Source organism: Carnobacterium sp. FSL E2-0243 (assembly GCF_038003605.1).
Classification (GTDB): domain Bacteria; phylum Bacillota; class Bacilli; order Lactobacillales; family Carnobacteriaceae; genus Carnobacterium; species Carnobacterium maltaromaticum.
Genome location: NZ_JBBOPM010000001.1, coordinates 1309208 through 1324981, shown reverse-complemented (window position 1 = coordinate 1324981; position 15774 = coordinate 1309208). Strand labels below are relative to the sequence as shown.

At 34.3% G+C, this 15774-nt stretch carries 15 protein-coding genes; 5 read left to right on the top strand and 10 right to left on the bottom strand.

Features of this window, described 5'->3' with window-relative positions; all coding sequences use genetic code 11:
* Window positions 1-4: 4 nt before the first annotated feature.
* A complete protein-coding gene (locus tag MHI00_RS06180) occupies window positions 5-1297 on the bottom strand; it encodes a murein hydrolase activator EnvC family protein (RefSeq protein WP_341112030.1) in 1293 nt (430 codons plus the stop codon).
* A 176-nt stretch (window positions 1298-1473) separates the two neighbouring features.
* On the opposite strand from MHI00_RS06180, the gene MHI00_RS06175 reads away from it, so the two are divergent.
* A complete protein-coding gene (locus MHI00_RS06175; protein WP_341112028.1) occupies window positions 1474-2370 on the top strand; it encodes an acetamidase/formamidase family protein in 897 nt (298 codons plus the stop codon).
* Window positions 2371-2458: 88 nt separating this feature from the next.
* Window positions 2459-3409: a LacI family DNA-binding transcriptional regulator gene (locus MHI00_RS06170; RefSeq protein WP_341112026.1), complete on the top strand. Its 951-nt coding sequence runs from the start codon at window positions 2459-2461 to the stop codon at window positions 3407-3409.
* Window positions 3410-3470: 61 nt separating this feature from the next.
* Here MHI00_RS06170 and MHI00_RS06165 read toward each other — a convergent pair whose 3' ends face one another.
* Window positions 3471-4154 (bottom strand): hypothetical protein, encoded by a 684-nt coding sequence (locus tag MHI00_RS06165; RefSeq protein WP_317913348.1) that lies wholly within the window; start codon window positions 4152-4154, stop codon window positions 3471-3473.
* 429 nt (window positions 4155-4583) lie between these two features.
* Between MHI00_RS06165 and MHI00_RS06160 the strand changes: the two genes are divergently transcribed.
* Entirely contained in the window at window positions 4584-6059 is a 1476-nt protein-coding gene (locus MHI00_RS06160) for a helix-turn-helix domain-containing protein (RefSeq protein WP_317913349.1), read from the top strand.
* A gap of 38 nt (window positions 6060-6097) precedes the next feature.
* Here the strand turns inward: MHI00_RS06160 and cls are convergent, their stop codons facing one another.
* From cls to pdxS, 3 genes are all read right to left on the bottom strand, one after another.
* Window positions 6098-7618: a cardiolipin synthase gene (cls, locus tag MHI00_RS06155; protein WP_332489719.1), complete on the bottom strand. Its 1521-nt coding sequence runs from the start codon at window positions 7616-7618 to the stop codon at window positions 6098-6100.
* A gap of 156 nt (window positions 7619-7774) precedes the next feature.
* Complete coding sequence (gene pdxT / locus MHI00_RS06150) at window positions 7775-8350, bottom strand: pyridoxal 5'-phosphate synthase glutaminase subunit PdxT (RefSeq protein ID WP_197537123.1); 576 nt, start codon at window positions 8348-8350, stop codon at window positions 7775-7777.
* 5 nt (window positions 8351-8355) lie between these two features.
* Window positions 8356-9246: a pyridoxal 5'-phosphate synthase lyase subunit PdxS gene (gene pdxS / locus MHI00_RS06145; protein WP_016356514.1), complete on the bottom strand. Its 891-nt coding sequence runs from the start codon at window positions 9244-9246 to the stop codon at window positions 8356-8358.
* A gap of 141 nt (window positions 9247-9387) precedes the next feature.
* On the opposite strand from pdxS, the gene MHI00_RS06140 reads away from it, so the two are divergent.
* Window positions 9388-10803 (top strand): aminotransferase-like domain-containing protein, encoded by a 1416-nt coding sequence (locus MHI00_RS06140; protein ID WP_332489717.1) that lies wholly within the window; start codon window positions 9388-9390, stop codon window positions 10801-10803.
* A gap of 69 nt (window positions 10804-10872) precedes the next feature.
* On the opposite strand, the gene MHI00_RS06135 is transcribed toward MHI00_RS06140, so the two are convergent.
* Together MHI00_RS06135 and MHI00_RS06130 are read right to left on the bottom strand one after the other, a co-directional pair.
* On the bottom strand, window positions 10873-11505 hold the full coding sequence (locus MHI00_RS06135) for an EcsC family protein (protein ID WP_287430572.1): 633 nt from the start codon (window positions 11503-11505) through the stop codon (window positions 10873-10875).
* A 416-nt stretch (window positions 11506-11921) separates the two neighbouring features.
* A complete protein-coding gene (locus MHI00_RS06130) occupies window positions 11922-13241 on the bottom strand; it encodes a 6-phospho-beta-glucosidase (RefSeq protein ID WP_057000745.1) in 1320 nt (439 codons plus the stop codon).
* Between the two features lie 253 nt (window positions 13242-13494).
* Between MHI00_RS06130 and MHI00_RS06125 the strand changes: the two genes are divergently transcribed.
* The gene (locus MHI00_RS06125) at window positions 13495-14247 is read left to right on the top strand and encodes a MurR/RpiR family transcriptional regulator (protein WP_010050799.1); all 753 of its coding nucleotides are present in this window, start codon (window positions 13495-13497) and stop codon (window positions 14245-14247) included.
* A 60-nt stretch (window positions 14248-14307) separates the two neighbouring features.
* Here MHI00_RS06125 and MHI00_RS06120 read toward each other — a convergent pair whose 3' ends face one another.
* The 3 genes from MHI00_RS06120 to MHI00_RS06110 form a co-directional block, all read right to left on the bottom strand.
* Window positions 14308-14775, bottom strand: coding sequence for a universal stress protein (locus MHI00_RS06120; protein ID WP_119906498.1), 468 nt, complete (start codon window positions 14773-14775; stop codon window positions 14308-14310).
* 154 nt (window positions 14776-14929) lie between these two features.
* Window positions 14930-15394 carry a universal stress protein gene (locus MHI00_RS06115; RefSeq protein ID WP_010050794.1) on the bottom strand — a complete coding sequence of 155 codons (465 nt, stop codon included), beginning with the start codon at window positions 15392-15394 and terminating at the stop codon, window positions 14930-14932.
* Window positions 15395-15503: 109 nt separating this feature from the next.
* Complete coding sequence (locus tag MHI00_RS06110) at window positions 15504-15755, bottom strand: hypothetical protein (protein WP_229251406.1); 252 nt, start codon at window positions 15753-15755, stop codon at window positions 15504-15506.
* Between the last annotated feature and the right edge of the window lie 19 nt (window positions 15756-15774).

The following is a 15774-nucleotide window of genomic DNA, read 5'->3' as shown; positions in this document are numbered from 1 at the left end:
CGTTTTACAATCCGATAAACGGGCCAGGGTTGACAGGATTATTGTTCTCACGAATTTCAAAATGTAAATGAATTCCTGTTGACGAACCAGTTGTTCCCATAACGCCAATTTGCTCGCCTTGATTGACCGTTTGTCCAGGTACTTTAGTTAAACTTCCAGCAGCCATATGAGCATAATAAGTTTTGTAATTAATACCGTTAATTACCCCATGGTCAATAATGACTAAATATCCATAGCCACCATTGTTATAGTTAGAATATTCAACAACTCCAGCTTTTGAAGCAACGATTGCTCCACCACCAGCAATATCAATGCCTTTATGAAAGGTAGTTGCGCCAGTAAATGGATCACTACGATATCCAAATGGTGAAGTTACAGGTCCATTCGCCGGAACTATAAAACCTGTTCCATTTACGTTAGGAGTTGGAGTTGACTGAGTGTTTGTCTGCTGCTGTTGCGCCGCTAAATTCATAGCCTCTGCTTGTAGATCTGCAGCAATTTTAGCTTGTTGCTCCGCTACTATTCTTGCCTCTTCTGCTTGTAGTTTATTGCTTAGCTGACTAGCTTGACTAGCCAATACAACTTTTTCATTAATCAAATCAGTCTTTTCATTTTCTGTTAATTGATACTTTGTCGCAATTTGGACAATTTTATCATCTATTTCAGACTTTTGAGCAAAAAGATTATTTTTAGACGATTCGATTTCATTTTTCATAGCAGTGGCTGTTACTTTTTCAGATTGTGCATTTTCTTCAAGTACTTCTAACTCTTGTTGATCTCTTTCTTGCTCGGAAACAATGGCTTTATTTGCTGAAACTAATGTAGTCACGGCTGAGACACGGCCAATTAAATCTGAAAAACTCTCTGCTGTTAAAACGACAGAAGCTAAATTAGCTGCATCACCATTTGTTTGAACATAGCGCGCTTGATTGTCTAACTTGTCCGTTCTTTTTTCAATTCGTTCTTCTAGTATTTTTATTTCTTTTTTCAAAACCTCAATTTTTTCTTCCGTTTTAAGCAAGGTTTCTTCTTGTTTTTGAAGCTTGATGATAATTTCATCAATTTGTTTTTGCAAGTTTGTTACATCTGTTTCTAATGCTTTTTTTTCTGTGGTTAAATTTTCTAAAGAGTTGGTTGACTCGGTAATTTTATTGGTTACTTCATTATTTTTTTTATCTATTTCTTTGGCTTTTTTATTGATTTCATCCACCGATTCCGCTTGAACTATTGAGCCTAAAGCCATCGGATTAAACGCCAATAAAGTCGTGATTACGCCAAGTGTTATTCTTTTCTTCATAAAATCCCCCTTTGAATCTGTTTCCATAACGTTTTGTCTTTAATCAAAGTATAACATAATTCCTATTGTAACAATTTGTTATTTCAGTGTCATCTCTACGACAAATATTACTGACTCGAAATAGTAAACGCTTAATTTTTATGGTAAAATGATTTAAAATCAAGGGGGAATAGATGATGGCAATCAGATTAAATAAGCAACAGGTTATTTATAATTTTTCTAAGGAGCATCCACCTGCATTAATCGTGGAAAACGGAGCAACTATTCAAGTTGAAACTGCAGACTGCTTTACTGATCAAATTGATTCAGCTAATTACGCTTTTTCTGGGTTAAACTGGGACCAAATCAACCCAGCAACTGGTCCAATATTTGTGAAAGGCGCTGAACCAGGAGATGTATTGAAAGTCAAAATTAAAAAAATCGAGTTAGATTCTATGGCGACAATGATAACCGGACCAGATATGGGGGTTTTAGGTTCTGAATTAACTCAGACTACGATAAAAAAATGTCCCATAAAAAATGATTTTGTTCAATTAACTTCTACATTAAAAGTAAAAGTAAACAAAATGATTGGCGTTATTGGAACAGCTCCTAAAGATGAAGCTATTTCTTGCGGCACACCAGATGCTCATGGTGGCAACATGGATTGTAAAGAAATTACTGAAGGTGCAGATTTATACTTACCAGTTCATACTAAAGGTGCTCTATTAGCCCTTGGAGATGTTCACGCCGCAATGGGCGATGGAGAAGTTGCCGTTTGTGGAGCAGAAGTTGCAAGTCTTGTAACAATTGAAGTGCACATTTTGAAAAACAGCTCTTTACCTACACCACTATTAGTAAATTCAGAAAAAATAATGACACTTTCTAGTTTCCCTACATTAGATGAAGCTTCTGTTGATGCCACAAAAAAAATGGTTTCCTTACTTCAAGAAAAGAGTCAACTTTCTTCAGCTGATGCGATTTTATTATTGAGTCTAGCAGGTGATTTGCGCATTTGCCAAATTGTCGATCCCAACAAAACAGTCAGAATGGAATTAGATAAACACTATTTTAAATTGCCCTTGGCTGATTAACTAGTAAAACTGGCTTCGACAGATTCCTAAAGTAAATTAGATGAAATAAATAATACAAACCTTTAATTTAGGCAGGAGGATTCATTTTATGACTAGCATCCGAGATATTGCGCGCCTATCTGGTTTTTCAGTTAGTACCGTTTCTCGTGTTTTAAACGACCATCCTTATGTATCGGCTGAAAAAAGAGCCCATATTCAAAAAATAATCAAAGAATTAGACTACACTGTTAACCAAAATGCAGTCAATCTTAGTATAGGAAAAACAAAAACCATTGGTATTATCCTCCCCTATGCCAATAATCCTGGATTTGATAAAATTATTCAAGGAATCCTAATTACTGCGATTAAGCATAAATATAACTTGATGCTTTTGCCAACAAATTATAGTAAAGATGAAGAAATCAAACACTTAAATCTTTTAAAAAATAAACGAGTAGATGGAATTATTATTACATCTAAAGCCAACTCTTGGGATGTATTAAATGACTATGCAAAATATGGCTCAATTGTTACATGTGAAGAAACACCTTTACAGACTATTTCAGCAGCTTATACTGATCGACTCAGTTCTTATTTGGAAGTCTTTCACTATTTAAAAAAACGTGGTCATACTAATGTCGCCTTTACTAGCGTTCGATCAGCTGAAAAAAGTAACAGTACAAAATCTGTCTTAGCAGCCTACGAACAGGTTTTTGCTCCACCATTAGAAAAAAACTATCGAACAAATTGTTTTACTTATGAGGATGGTTTACGGGCAGGAGAATATTTTTTAAATCAAGCAAATCCACCGACTGCTATTTATGCTAACGGGGATGAAATTGCAGCAGGTATTTACCATGTTGCTATAGAAAAAGGCTTACGTATTCCAAACGATTTAGTTCTGATTGGTGAAGAATACCTACCAGTTGGAAAAGTTTTAGATCTCTCTTCAATGGACCATCAATTAGAATTACTAGGACAAGTTGCCTTTGAATTAGCTATTCAACAAAGAATTAAAAAAAAGAAAATCCCGCATATTTTGAGATGTGCTCCGAACTAAAAAACAAGCCTTGATAGTGACTATACTAGTCCATCATTGCTTGTTTTTTTAACGTAAAGCTCTACTCGAGCAGCTCAAAAACTTTAGCGTAAATCACTTGTTGCACATTAATTGGAACAACAATCATTTCTTCACTTAAATGTTTCATTTTAGCCACATCAATAGAAGTTATCTTCTTACCATCCGCAATATCCAATAATAAATCTTGCGCAAATAAAAATAATTGATCAACCTTATAGAGTTCTTTTGATAAATAAGCAGTTAACTGTGGATCATTGATTATTTGAGAATCTAATAAAATATATTCATTAAGGGGAGCAACTTTTTCATGGAATAAGCTCTGTATAATTGCCGCATTCTCCTCCACATGAAAATTACTTTGCGTCTTATGAATCATTTTAAAGGTAATTTCCAATTGGTAATCCAATTCTTTCACTTTAGCTAACAAGTCCTTTAACACATCAACTCGTAACTCTGTACGAAAGTTTTCTTTTGCTTGGAGACGTTCATTTTCAGTTTGCCTTTTAAACTCTTCCTTTGAGACAAATGAAGCAATCCAAAAAGTAGCCATTACGCTGATCAAGCCTCCAATATAGCTTCCCCAAAACCCGATCCAATCGCTCGTATCGCCAGCAAATAAATCAAAAAATGGTGCATCGCTGATTAAGCCAATTCCTAATGGGATCGTTATAATAGTAATTAGTCCAATTAAAAATAATTTTTTATTTTCCTTAATGTATCTCATAATAACACTCCCTAATAAAAAAGTTTGTTGAGCCGTTAAGGCCTGGCAGAAAAATAGGAAATTCCAAGAAAAGTCGCTCTTTACTTTTTTGGGAATTTATCTTTTTTCCGAAGGACTGGCTCATAAGAACTGGCCTGATAAAAAGTTTGTTGAGCCGATTAGCTCCGGCAAGAAAAATTTGATAGCATTCACAAACTATTCTCTTCATTCTAATCGTTCTCCTAATAAAAAGAAAATATAATGAATTTACATTTTATTTTCTTCTGACTAAGTTTACTACTTTACAACAGAAATCTCGCAATCTAAAAATACGCTTATTATGCATTTCCCCTTATTTAAACGATAAAAAAGAAAAATAAGTTGCTTTTACTAACCAATGTTTTATATAATCTAATGTAGTTGAAAAGAATCAAAGACTGGAGAAAAAATATGTACGACTTCCTAGATAAATATACAAAACGAAAAATAAAATTAGTCCAATTACTATTGTCTGAAGATCGTTACTGGTCATTAAATGAAGTTGCTGCTTACTTAAATTGTTCAAAAAAAACAGTTCAAGCAGATATAAGAAATTTAAAGAATGAACTTCTACTTTGGACTCCAGAAATTTCGCTTGAATGTTCAAGTAAAGGCTATTATTTAACTAAAGAGCCTCACTTTAATAGCCAAAAAATAAAAATTCACTATTTGCAAACATCGGTTAGTTTTTCACTTTTTTATCATCTCTTTTTAGGTGATATTGTCAGTTTTACTCACTTTGCAAAAAAGCAATTTATTAGCTATTCTTTAATGAATAAGGAAGTCAATTTATTAAAAAAAGAATTAATGTTTTATGATCTTTCAATCTCAGCCAATCCACCTACCTTAAACGGTTTGGAAACACAAATTCGTTACTATGCCCAATGCTTTTTTTGGAATTCATATTCAGGAATTGGCTGGCCTTTTAGTGAAACAAATCGAGAAGAATTACTAGAATTGATTCTCGAAATTGAAACACTTTTTGAACATCCATTCAACCAAATTGAACGAGAACAGATTGCATATGGAATTGCTATTGCTCGTTCCAGAATTAGTAGAGGGTTTTTAATTCAAGAAGAAATTCATTTCCAAAATTTAACTGCTTTGGCACCTTTTGATAATCAACTGATTCCACTTTATAAAAAAATGCTTGCCAAATTAGAATTAACGCCACAACAGCTTGAACGAGAAATTGAGCATCTTTTCAGTTTGATGGCTATTATTCCAACCGCTACTCAGCCAACCCAAATAATAAAAAAATTATTAATGAACTATGAAATCCAAAATCCGATTTATTATCAAGCTACAAAAGCTTTTCTAAATGCTTTTAATCAAAATGTTAAAACGATTGATTTTGATTTCCAAGATCCAACTTTACAATTTAACCTGACAAGTATCCATACACATGCCTATTTTTTTATTGGTTTACCTACTCACCATATTTCTCGTACTATCATCCCTGCTAGTCAAGAAGCCAAGGACACTCTTGGCAAACTTTATGATGATTTTTTCGATACGATTAAAGATGACTATGAATTAAAGAAGATCTTTCAACAAAAAGAATTTCTGTTATCCTCGTATGCTCCACATCTAATGCCTTATTTAGATCGCAATCACTATGAGAAAAAAATCCGTATTCAGATTATATCAAACAATGGACGCCATTATGAAAGTAAACTCAAACGAGATCTCATTGATTATTATAATTTTAACATTGAAATTGTTTCTTCCTTTGAGGATACTGCTACTATTGATTTAATTTTAACAGATGTAATGACTACTCAATCTCTGAATTCATTGAATTGCTTTCTTTGGTCATCTACACCATCCAGAGGTGACTGGGATCGCTTAACCAACCATTTGAAAAAGTTAATTGACCATGCATAAGAAAAAGCCACGGATTTCATTACATCCGCGGCTTTTTCTTATAATATCGGCGTAAATAAACTAGCCAGTGTTTCTTTTATTTTTTGGCTTCTTGATTTATTATTTAAGCTTTCTACTGTATTTAGCTGACTTTCTTTCAAATCATTTTCAAAATCCATTTTCATTTTATTAATGGCTTCAGACGGCTCATAAACAAAAACCATTAATTCATGATTTAAGCGAAAACTACGAACATCAAAATTCGCCGTTCCAATTGCAGCTCGTTTTCCATCGATAATCAATAGTTTTCCATGAATAAATGAATCATTTCTATAACTATAAACCTCTGCACCAGCTTCGGTTAAGGTTTTTATATAGGCGTTACTGCCATGAAACGATAAAGACATATCTGCTTTTCCTGGAATCAATAATTTTACATTAATCCCACTCATTGCCACCCGTCGTAAAACAGCCAATGATTCTTCATCGGGAACTAAATATGGGGACATAATCCATACAGATTCATCTGCAGAGTCAATTAAATCTAGCAAAGCATCACGAATTAATTTTTCTTTATCATATGGACCACCATAAACCACTTGAATCCACTCATTTCCAACAGAGTCTGATTTCAAATAACGCTTAACTCCTTCATCACTTATAAACTCAGAGGCTGCATTTTCTCGATTCTCCATATAAACCCAATCATATAAGAACGCTTCTTGAAGCTCCAGTACACCTTTTCCTTCCATTTTCAAATGCGTATCACGCCAAAAGCGAAATCGTTGGGTAATACCTAAATATTCATCGCCTACATTTAAACCGCCAGTAAAACCAATGTCGCCATCAACCACAATTATTTTGCGATGATTTCTCAAATTAGCAGTTCGAGCAAACCAAATTGAATAAATAGGATCATATGCGTATAAATGAACCCCAGCCTCGACTAACGGAGCTAAAAATTCTTTGGTTAGCTTCTTCGAACCAAATCCATCATATAAAAAACGAACGGTTACACCCTCCTTAGCTTTTTCAACTAAGATATCCCGAATTTTAGTGGAAATAGTGTCTTGTTTAAAAATGTAATATTGAATATGAATATGGTCTTTAGCCCCTTGCAAAGCCTCTAGTATCGCTGAAAATGTTTCCTGACCGTCTGTTAACAAAGTTAGACGATTGCCTCTCATCGCATGAATGCCAGTTAAAGCTTCAATCCGCTGAGATAATTTTGGCGTTTCATTCGGTTCAGATTCACAAGATACCTGATGAATTCTTTCAATCAATTTTGCACGTTCTACATTTTGATTCGTAGAAAAAATCCTATTTTGTGGATTTCTACCAAAAAATAGATAACTAATCACTCCAAAAACAGGAATAACAAAAATAATGGCAATCCAAGCTACTTTAGAATTTGTACTTCTTTGGTCTACTAGTAACAAGCGCAGACCTATAAAAACACCTAGCAACTCAATTCCAAAACTAATTAAAAAGAATAGTTGCTGAGACCACGAGCTAAGAAAGTAGGCTAAACCTATGGTTAAACTAATAATTATTACTAATTGAATACTTTTATTTTTCATATTCTCCTCCAATAGCTAAAACAGCCAATTTAAATCTACCAATTTCTATTGTATTTTACTACGAAGCAAAAAACAAATTTAGCCGCTAAATCAAGGTCTAAATTTAAAAGTGATGTATGTATCAGAATAGGGATTATTTTGATCCCTATTCTTAATTTAGTTCGATTGTATCTTCTCTATAAAATAATTCATAACTTGGAGATTATCCGTTAATTCAGGATGAAAACTAGTAACCAAAACCGTTTTGCTTTCAGCAGCAACCACAGTCCCTTCGAAACTTGCTAGAACAGTGACACTATCCCCCATTGAACGAATATAAGGTGCTCTAATAAAAACAGCTGGTATATCTGTTTTTATTTTTTCCATCCAAACTTGAGTTTCAAAACTATCTTTTTGACGACCAAATCCATTCCGCTCTGCCTCAATATCTATTATTCCTAAGCGAACTTCATCGAATTGAGTTTGTTCAGTCTTCTTGCCACACAATATTAATCCTGCACAAGTGCCAAAAATATACTTTCCTTCTTTAGAAAATTGTTTAATCGGTTCAATCATTTGGTTTGATCTTAGTAACCGTCCAATCGCTGTTGATTCCCCACCTGGAATAATTAATCCCACTAAATCATATAAGTCAGTTGGCTTTTTTACAAGAACAACTTCTACACCCAACTGCTCTAACATTTTTTGATGCTCTGTTATCGCTCCTTGAAATGCAAGTATGCCAATTTTCAACAATTTTACCAACCTCTTTCTTGCATTCTTTCCGTTGCTGGAATTTGGCTGATATCAATCCCTTTCATAGGTGTTCCCAATCCTTTAGATAACTCAGCTAATAATGCATAATCTTCAAAGTGAGTTGTTGCTTCAACAATAGCTCGCGCAAATTTTTCTGGGTGCTCCGCTTTAAAAATACCCGACCCCACAAAAATACCATCTGCACCTAGACTCATCATTAATGCTGCATCTGCTGGCGTAGCAACACCTCCAGCTGCAAAATTAACTACTGGTAACTTGCCTAATTGTTTCACTTCTTTAATCAATTCATATGGAGCACCAATGTCTTTAGCGAAGGTCATTAATTCATCTTCATTTTTGCCACTTAAACTACGAATTTGTTGATTGACTTTGCGCATATGTCTAACAGCTTCGACAATATTTCCAGTTCCAGGTTCTCCTTTTGTACGAACCATTGACGCACCTTCCCCAATGCGACGCAATGCCTCTCCTAAATCACGACACCCGCAAACAAAAGGAACCGTATAACTAGATTTTAGTAAATGAAACTCTTCATCCGCTGGAGTTAATACTTCACTTTCATCAATGTAATCCACTCCCATAGCTTCTAAAATCCGAGCCTCGGCAATATGTCCAATTCTCGCTTTAGCCATTACTGGAATACTTACAGCTGCCATCACCTCTTCAACAATAGTTGGATCTGCCATTCGAGCTACTCCACCTGCTGCACGAATATCTGATGGAACTCTTTCTAATGCCATGACAGCTACAGCTCCTGCTGCCTCAGCAATTTTTGCTTGCTCGGCGTTGATGACATCCATTATTACGCCACCTTTTTGCATTTGCGCCATCCCTCTTTTAACTAGTTGACTTCCAATAACTTTTTCTTCCATCATATACAGCCTCCTTTAATCTTCCTTTTATCATAAGCAATTCTTTTATAAACCTCTACACCCAATTGGATTGTTTTTTACCCATCCAATTCTAATTTTATGCTATACTTATCCTAAAATTAGAAATAGGCGGGTGATTCTATGTGGGACTTAAGTCTTTATCAATCTAAAAAAATTCCTCTTTATCAAAAAATCATGCTCTTAATTCAGGATGGGATTAAAAATGGAGAGTTAGTAGCAGGAAGCCTGTTGCCTTCTGAAAGAAAATTGGCTCAACTCTTACAAGTAAACCGTTCCACAGTTATTCGAGCATTTGATGAATTAAGTGATCGAGGCATTCTCATTCGAAAAAAAGGCAGTGGAACCTATATAAATGCTGAAAAATGGGGCTTAAAAACACAGCCTATCATTAATTGGCAAGCAACTGTTAGTCCGCTAGGAGATATGGAAAGCTCTTTTTATCAAAAGCAAGTAGAACAGATAAAGCACACACAAATTTCTAGTTCTTATCTAGATTTAGGCAATGGCGATCTACCAACAGATTTATTACCGGCCTTGAAAACACCTGAACTTTCTTGGAGTCAGCTTATTCAAGAAGAAAAAGAGCTTTATTCAAATGAGTTAGGCTTAACTTCTCTTAGAAAAAGCATCCAAAGTTACTTAAAAAAAACCTATCATTTAACAGTTCCTTTGTCTGAAATTTTAGTCACATCTGGAACGCAACAAGCTTTATTTTTAATTACACAAGGATTACTAAAACCTGGCGATACAGTGGGTATCGAAGCTCCTTCTTATTTTTATTCATTAAAACTATTTCAAGCAGCTGGCGTTCGGCTTATTCCACTGCCAATCGATAATGATGGTCTTCTTTTAAATCGTTTAGAAGAATTAAACTTAAACTTTCCACTTAAAATGATTTTCTTAAATCCTATTTTTCAAAACCCAACCGGCTCAGTTATGAGTTACGAACGCAAAAAAAAGTTGTTGGATTATTGTAAATTAAAACGTATTTTAATTATTGAAGATGATGCCTATGGTGGGTTAGCTTTTTCACCCACTGTTGATACAAGTCCAATCAAAAAAATCGATCAAGACCAACAAGTCTTATATGTTGGTTCCTTATCAAAATTAGTCGGGCAAGATATTCGGATTGGCTGGATGGTTGGACCTAGCACGATTCTAAAGCAATTAGCAAAAATTAGAAGTCAAATTGATTCTGGATTAAGCGCACTGCCACAACTTTTAGCCGATAGCTTTTTAAAAAATGATCAACCTACTCAACAAGAACACTTAAAACAAACGCTTAAAATGCGTGCTCATGATTTAGAAGAATGGCTGACGGGACGCTTTGGGGAGGAAATTCGTTTTCAACCTGCTAAAGGTGGGTACCATCTTTATACCTATTTTCCTAACTATTCAACTGCGCAATTTTCTCAGTTGCTTCAAGACTTGTTAAATGAAGGAATTTTTGTAGCAGAAGGTCGCTTATTTGGCGAAAAACAACAGGCTATCCGCTTTAGTTTTGGACACTTTTCAACTCAATTTTTTCTGTCTTAAAAATTTACTCCTATAAGCTAACCAAAAAAAAGCTAGAATTCGTTTAGTACTAAACGAATTCTAACCTCTCTATTCCTGAATAAACATGCGAATAGCATTTTTTCCAATTAAGTTTGTTGAAACACCGTCGATTGTTCCACCAATTACACCGCCTGCCAAAGGAACTAATTTAGCCAAACTGACAGCGCCTTTTTCTCCAAATTTTACTACTAAAGTAAAACCAATTTTCTGATTTAATTTTAATAAAACTGCAGATGGAATTTTCTGAATACCCATCATAGCCGCTTGATTCCCAACGCGAATCCCTGTTGATTTGACTACTTCTGCCATACTTGTACCGACTAAACATAGATAAACAAACGTCCGAACTTGATCAGATTTCAAATCATAGCCGCCCATAACAGCGAACGCAGCTATCATTTGTAATTGAATCAACAATACTGCGGATATATTTGCAGGCATAGCGACTGGTAAAGTCAGCAAACCGCCTAAATTTGTTACAAATCCAGTTGTCATACTTTTACCATTTTGCATTCTGATTAAAGCTTGAGCGCTTTTCTTTACCGTTTTATGCTTCGTTAAATAATCTTGTGCCAATGATTCTGCCGAAGTCATGCCTGGCATACTTCCATCTATTATTTTGCCATATGCCCAATCTAAAAGGCTTAATACTTTATTCTCAGTTAAAGCTTGAATTGCCATTCCAACTACCTCCTACTAAAAGAATCTGACTGCTAAATTCTTTTTATTAGTTTACTCTTTAATCAGAAATCTGACATCCGCCTTAAGTCTGAGTATTAATCGTAAACCAATATTTATGGATCACAGTCCATCTTTGATGGATGTGTATCATGTTTCTAAGTTGCTAAAGCAACAAGAACCTCTGTATACCAACATTTTAGGATCACAGTCCATCTTCGATGGATGTGTATCATGTTTCTAAGTTGCTAAAGCAACAAGAACCTCTGTATACCAACATTTTAGGATCACAGTCCATCTTCGATGGATGTGTATCATGTTTCTAAGTTGCTAAAGCAACAAGAACCATGATAAAGCAGCAAGAACCATAATAAAAAAGCAACCTAAGAATTAATTCTCAGGTTACCTCTATCTTAAATTTAGTTAAATTGTGGTAAATATTGTTTATGAGCCTCTAACAATTCATCCATCACCTGTTTGCCTTCGTTTCCACTAGTTATAAGTGGATTCGTTGTAAAGGCTTGTAACAGTGTACCATAGTCTCCAGTAACGGCTGCTTCAATTGTTAATTCTTCCATAGCTTTCATTAATTGCAATAAACCACGTTCTGCTGGTGCAAATCCGCCAAATTGGAACGGAACAGGACCATTTCCAGTAATCATACAGGTTACTTCTACAGCAGAATCAGCTGGTAAATCAGTAACAGTCCCATTATTTTTAGTACTGACTGTCATAATTAAACGTTTGTCATTGTAGATAGAATTGATAATGTTACATGCAGCATCACTATATCTTGCTCCACCACGTTCTGCCAATTGTTGCGGTTTGTGGTCTAATTCAGGATCTTTATACAGTTCAAATAGCTCTTTTTCAATTGCTTTAACTTTTTCTGCACGTGTTCCATTATTTTTAAAATCTTCTAATTCATCTTTCAACATTTCATCTGTCATATAATAATACATATGGTAAGGACATGGCACCATGTGTAAGTTCTCTACTTGTTCAAAAATCAAATTATTATCTTTAATATTTGCTACAATACTCTTACCATCTGCATCTTTTCCATACATTTTCGCAATCAATTCATCCGTTAAATCGTTGCCTTGATTATCAACTACTGTATGCCAATGTAAATGATTAATTCCAGCAAATTGGAAGAACAACTCTTCTTGTTTACGCCCTAGAATTTCAGCTTCTTCAACTTCAGCATTGACAGGAATGTTACATAAACCGACAACTTTATCCCATTTTCCATAACGCAACACAGCTTCTGTAACCATACCTGCAGGATTTGCAAAGTTGACTAACCAAGCATTAGGACAAAGCACTTTCATATCTTCAACAATATCAAGAATAACAGGAACTGTTCTAAGTGCTTTAAATATCCCACCAGCTCCATTCGTTTCTTGGCCGATCATGCCATGACTTAATGGAATTCGTTCATCTAAAATACGTGCATCTAGTTGACCAACCCGTAATTGAGTTGTCACAAAATCAGCATCTTTTAAAGCTGACTTACGATCTAATGTTAAATGAACTTCACAGTCAATCCCAGCTGCTTTAAACATTCTTTTTGCCATTTCACCAACGATACTTTGTTTTTCTTCTCCTGCTTCTACATCAACTAACCACAATTCAGTTAATGGCAATTCTTCATAACGTTTAATAAATCCTTCAACTAATTCAGGGGTGTAACTTGAACCGCCGCCAATTGTAACAATTTTTAAGCCTTTTTTCATTATAAATTCCTCCAGACATTGTCTCTAAGTTCTTTACTTCTCCCTAAGTATACCTTGATTTCAACAAAAATAAAGGGCTTTCTAAGTGATTGGAACTTATCTTAGTCATTAAAAACTCGTTACATATAAGTAACAAGTCGTTACTCAAACAATTTAAAACAACCTTAAATTTGTCTATTCAGCTAGACATCAACTTTTAAAGAGTGTATTGTAATAAAGAAGATACTAATCCCTATATCGGAGGCTTAAAAGTATGTTATTTCTTGATAAAACACCCGACCTAACTTCATTAGATTTAACTTTATATAAATATATTTCTGAACATTCTGAGGCTGTTACAAAAATGAAAATCCGCGAATTAGCAGAAGCTACCCATACTAGTACCACTAGTATTTTACGTTTTTGCAAACAATTTGAATGTACTGGTTTTTCAGAGTTTAGAATTAAGTTGCAACTCTATTTAAAAGAACAAAAACAACTTAAAACGTCTTCAAAAATTAGCGATGAAACGAGTTATATTGATTTTTTACAACGAACAACCGAACCTTTTTATCAAAGTAAAATTAAAGAAGCCGTTGATTTACTTAAAGATAAAGAATTAATTTTATTTATTGGAGAAGGCTCTTCTAACGTAATGGCTTTGTATGGTGCACTCTACTTTTCATCTATTTTCAATATGGCCTTGCATATCGAGGATCCAACCAATCACCCTGTTGACTTTTTATCGTCTTCCTTATCCGATAAAGTTTGTATTGTAGCTTTATCAGTTAACGGTGAAACTCCCGAGATTATTCATTATATTAGCCATCTTAATTTTAGTAAAAGTTCCGTTTTATCAATTACAAACAGCTCAAAATCTACCGTCGCACAACTTTCAGATGTAAATATTCCTTATTATATTACGAGAGAAGTAAAAAACACTGCTGATATTACCTCTCAACTTCCCGCCCTTTATACGATTGAATACCTTGCTAAAGCAGTTGGAAATCAACTAAAAAAAGACTGAATTCATTAGAAAAAGTCGCTTTATCCAGTAACATAACATGGATAAAACGACTTTTTTTACTTATACCTTATTTTCACTATTCTTTCGAACAACTAATACATCACAACTGGCCTCACGAATCACATAACTTGAAACGGATCCCATAAAAAATCGCTCTAATGCATTTAAACCTGTAGCACCGATCATAATTAAATCAATTTTCTTTTCCTCAGCTAGATCTTTGGCTATGATTCTTTTAGGTGAGCCATACTCAATTGTATAACTTACATTTTTAACACCTAACTCTTTAGCTGTCTTGAGATAATCTTCCATATTTCTTTTAACTTGCTCACTAATTTGAACAATCACTTGTTCATTCATTAATTCCTCTGATCCTGAAAAACTTTGAAAAGCAATTGGGTCAATAACCTGAACTAATAACAAAGTTGCCTCATTACGGATTGCAACCTGAACAGCTTTTTGAAAAGCTAACTCAGATTCAGTCGAACCATCAATCGCTACCAAAATATGTTTGTATTCCTGTTCCATTTCAGTTCACTCCATTCTTGCTAAAATCTTTTTATAGGCTAAGTGTACACTAGATGATTCATAAAACCCACTGAAACCTTTTTCTCTTCAACATAAAAAGAACAAATGCCGGAATATAAATCGGCATCTGTTCTTTTTTTAACTGTCGGATTTTTTAAAATTGAATCGGTTGATTTTCTAAATCTGTCCGAACAACTAATACATCACAACTTGCATTTTGAATAACATAGCGTGAAACAGATCCCACAAATAAGCGTTCAACTGCATTTAAACCAGTCGCACCTAGCATAATCAAATCAACTTGATATTCTTTTGGAACATCTTTCGCAATCAAAATTTTAGGGGAACCATACTCAATTAAATACTGAAACTCTTCAACCCCTTGTAATTCAGCATATTTTTTGTATTCTTCTAGCGTTTCTTTCACTTGATCTGTGACATTTTCAGTAATTAAACCTTCATACCCTGAGACACTTTGAAAGGACATTGTATCAATTACATGTAGTAAAAATAGACTTGACTGGTTCCGATTTGCAACATGGACAGCTTTTCTAAAAGCTGCTTCCGATTCATCAGATCCATCTACAGCGACTAAAATTCGTTTATATTGTTGTAACATCGTAACCACTCCATCCATTTTTTAATCAATCGCTTTCATTTCCTATAGTGTACACGATTTTCAAAAAAAAAAACATAAAAATGCTCGTTTATTTCAGACTAAAATCAGCTTACTCTGTTAATAACATTTCTTTAGAGCCACTTTTTTTCTTTAAATGCCACCCGTCATCTAAGAAATCAATAAAAGTAATTGTATCTATTCCAGAAACTTTTTTTAAAAATAATTCTTTGACTTCTTCAATCGATAGTTCCTCTTCGATTACAATTGTGCGGGTAATTTTTTTTAATTCTCTAAAATTACTTAATGGTTTAAATTCAATGATATAGATAAAAACATCTGCCCAATTTTCTTCAATTTTCATAAATTTTTAACTCCTCAAT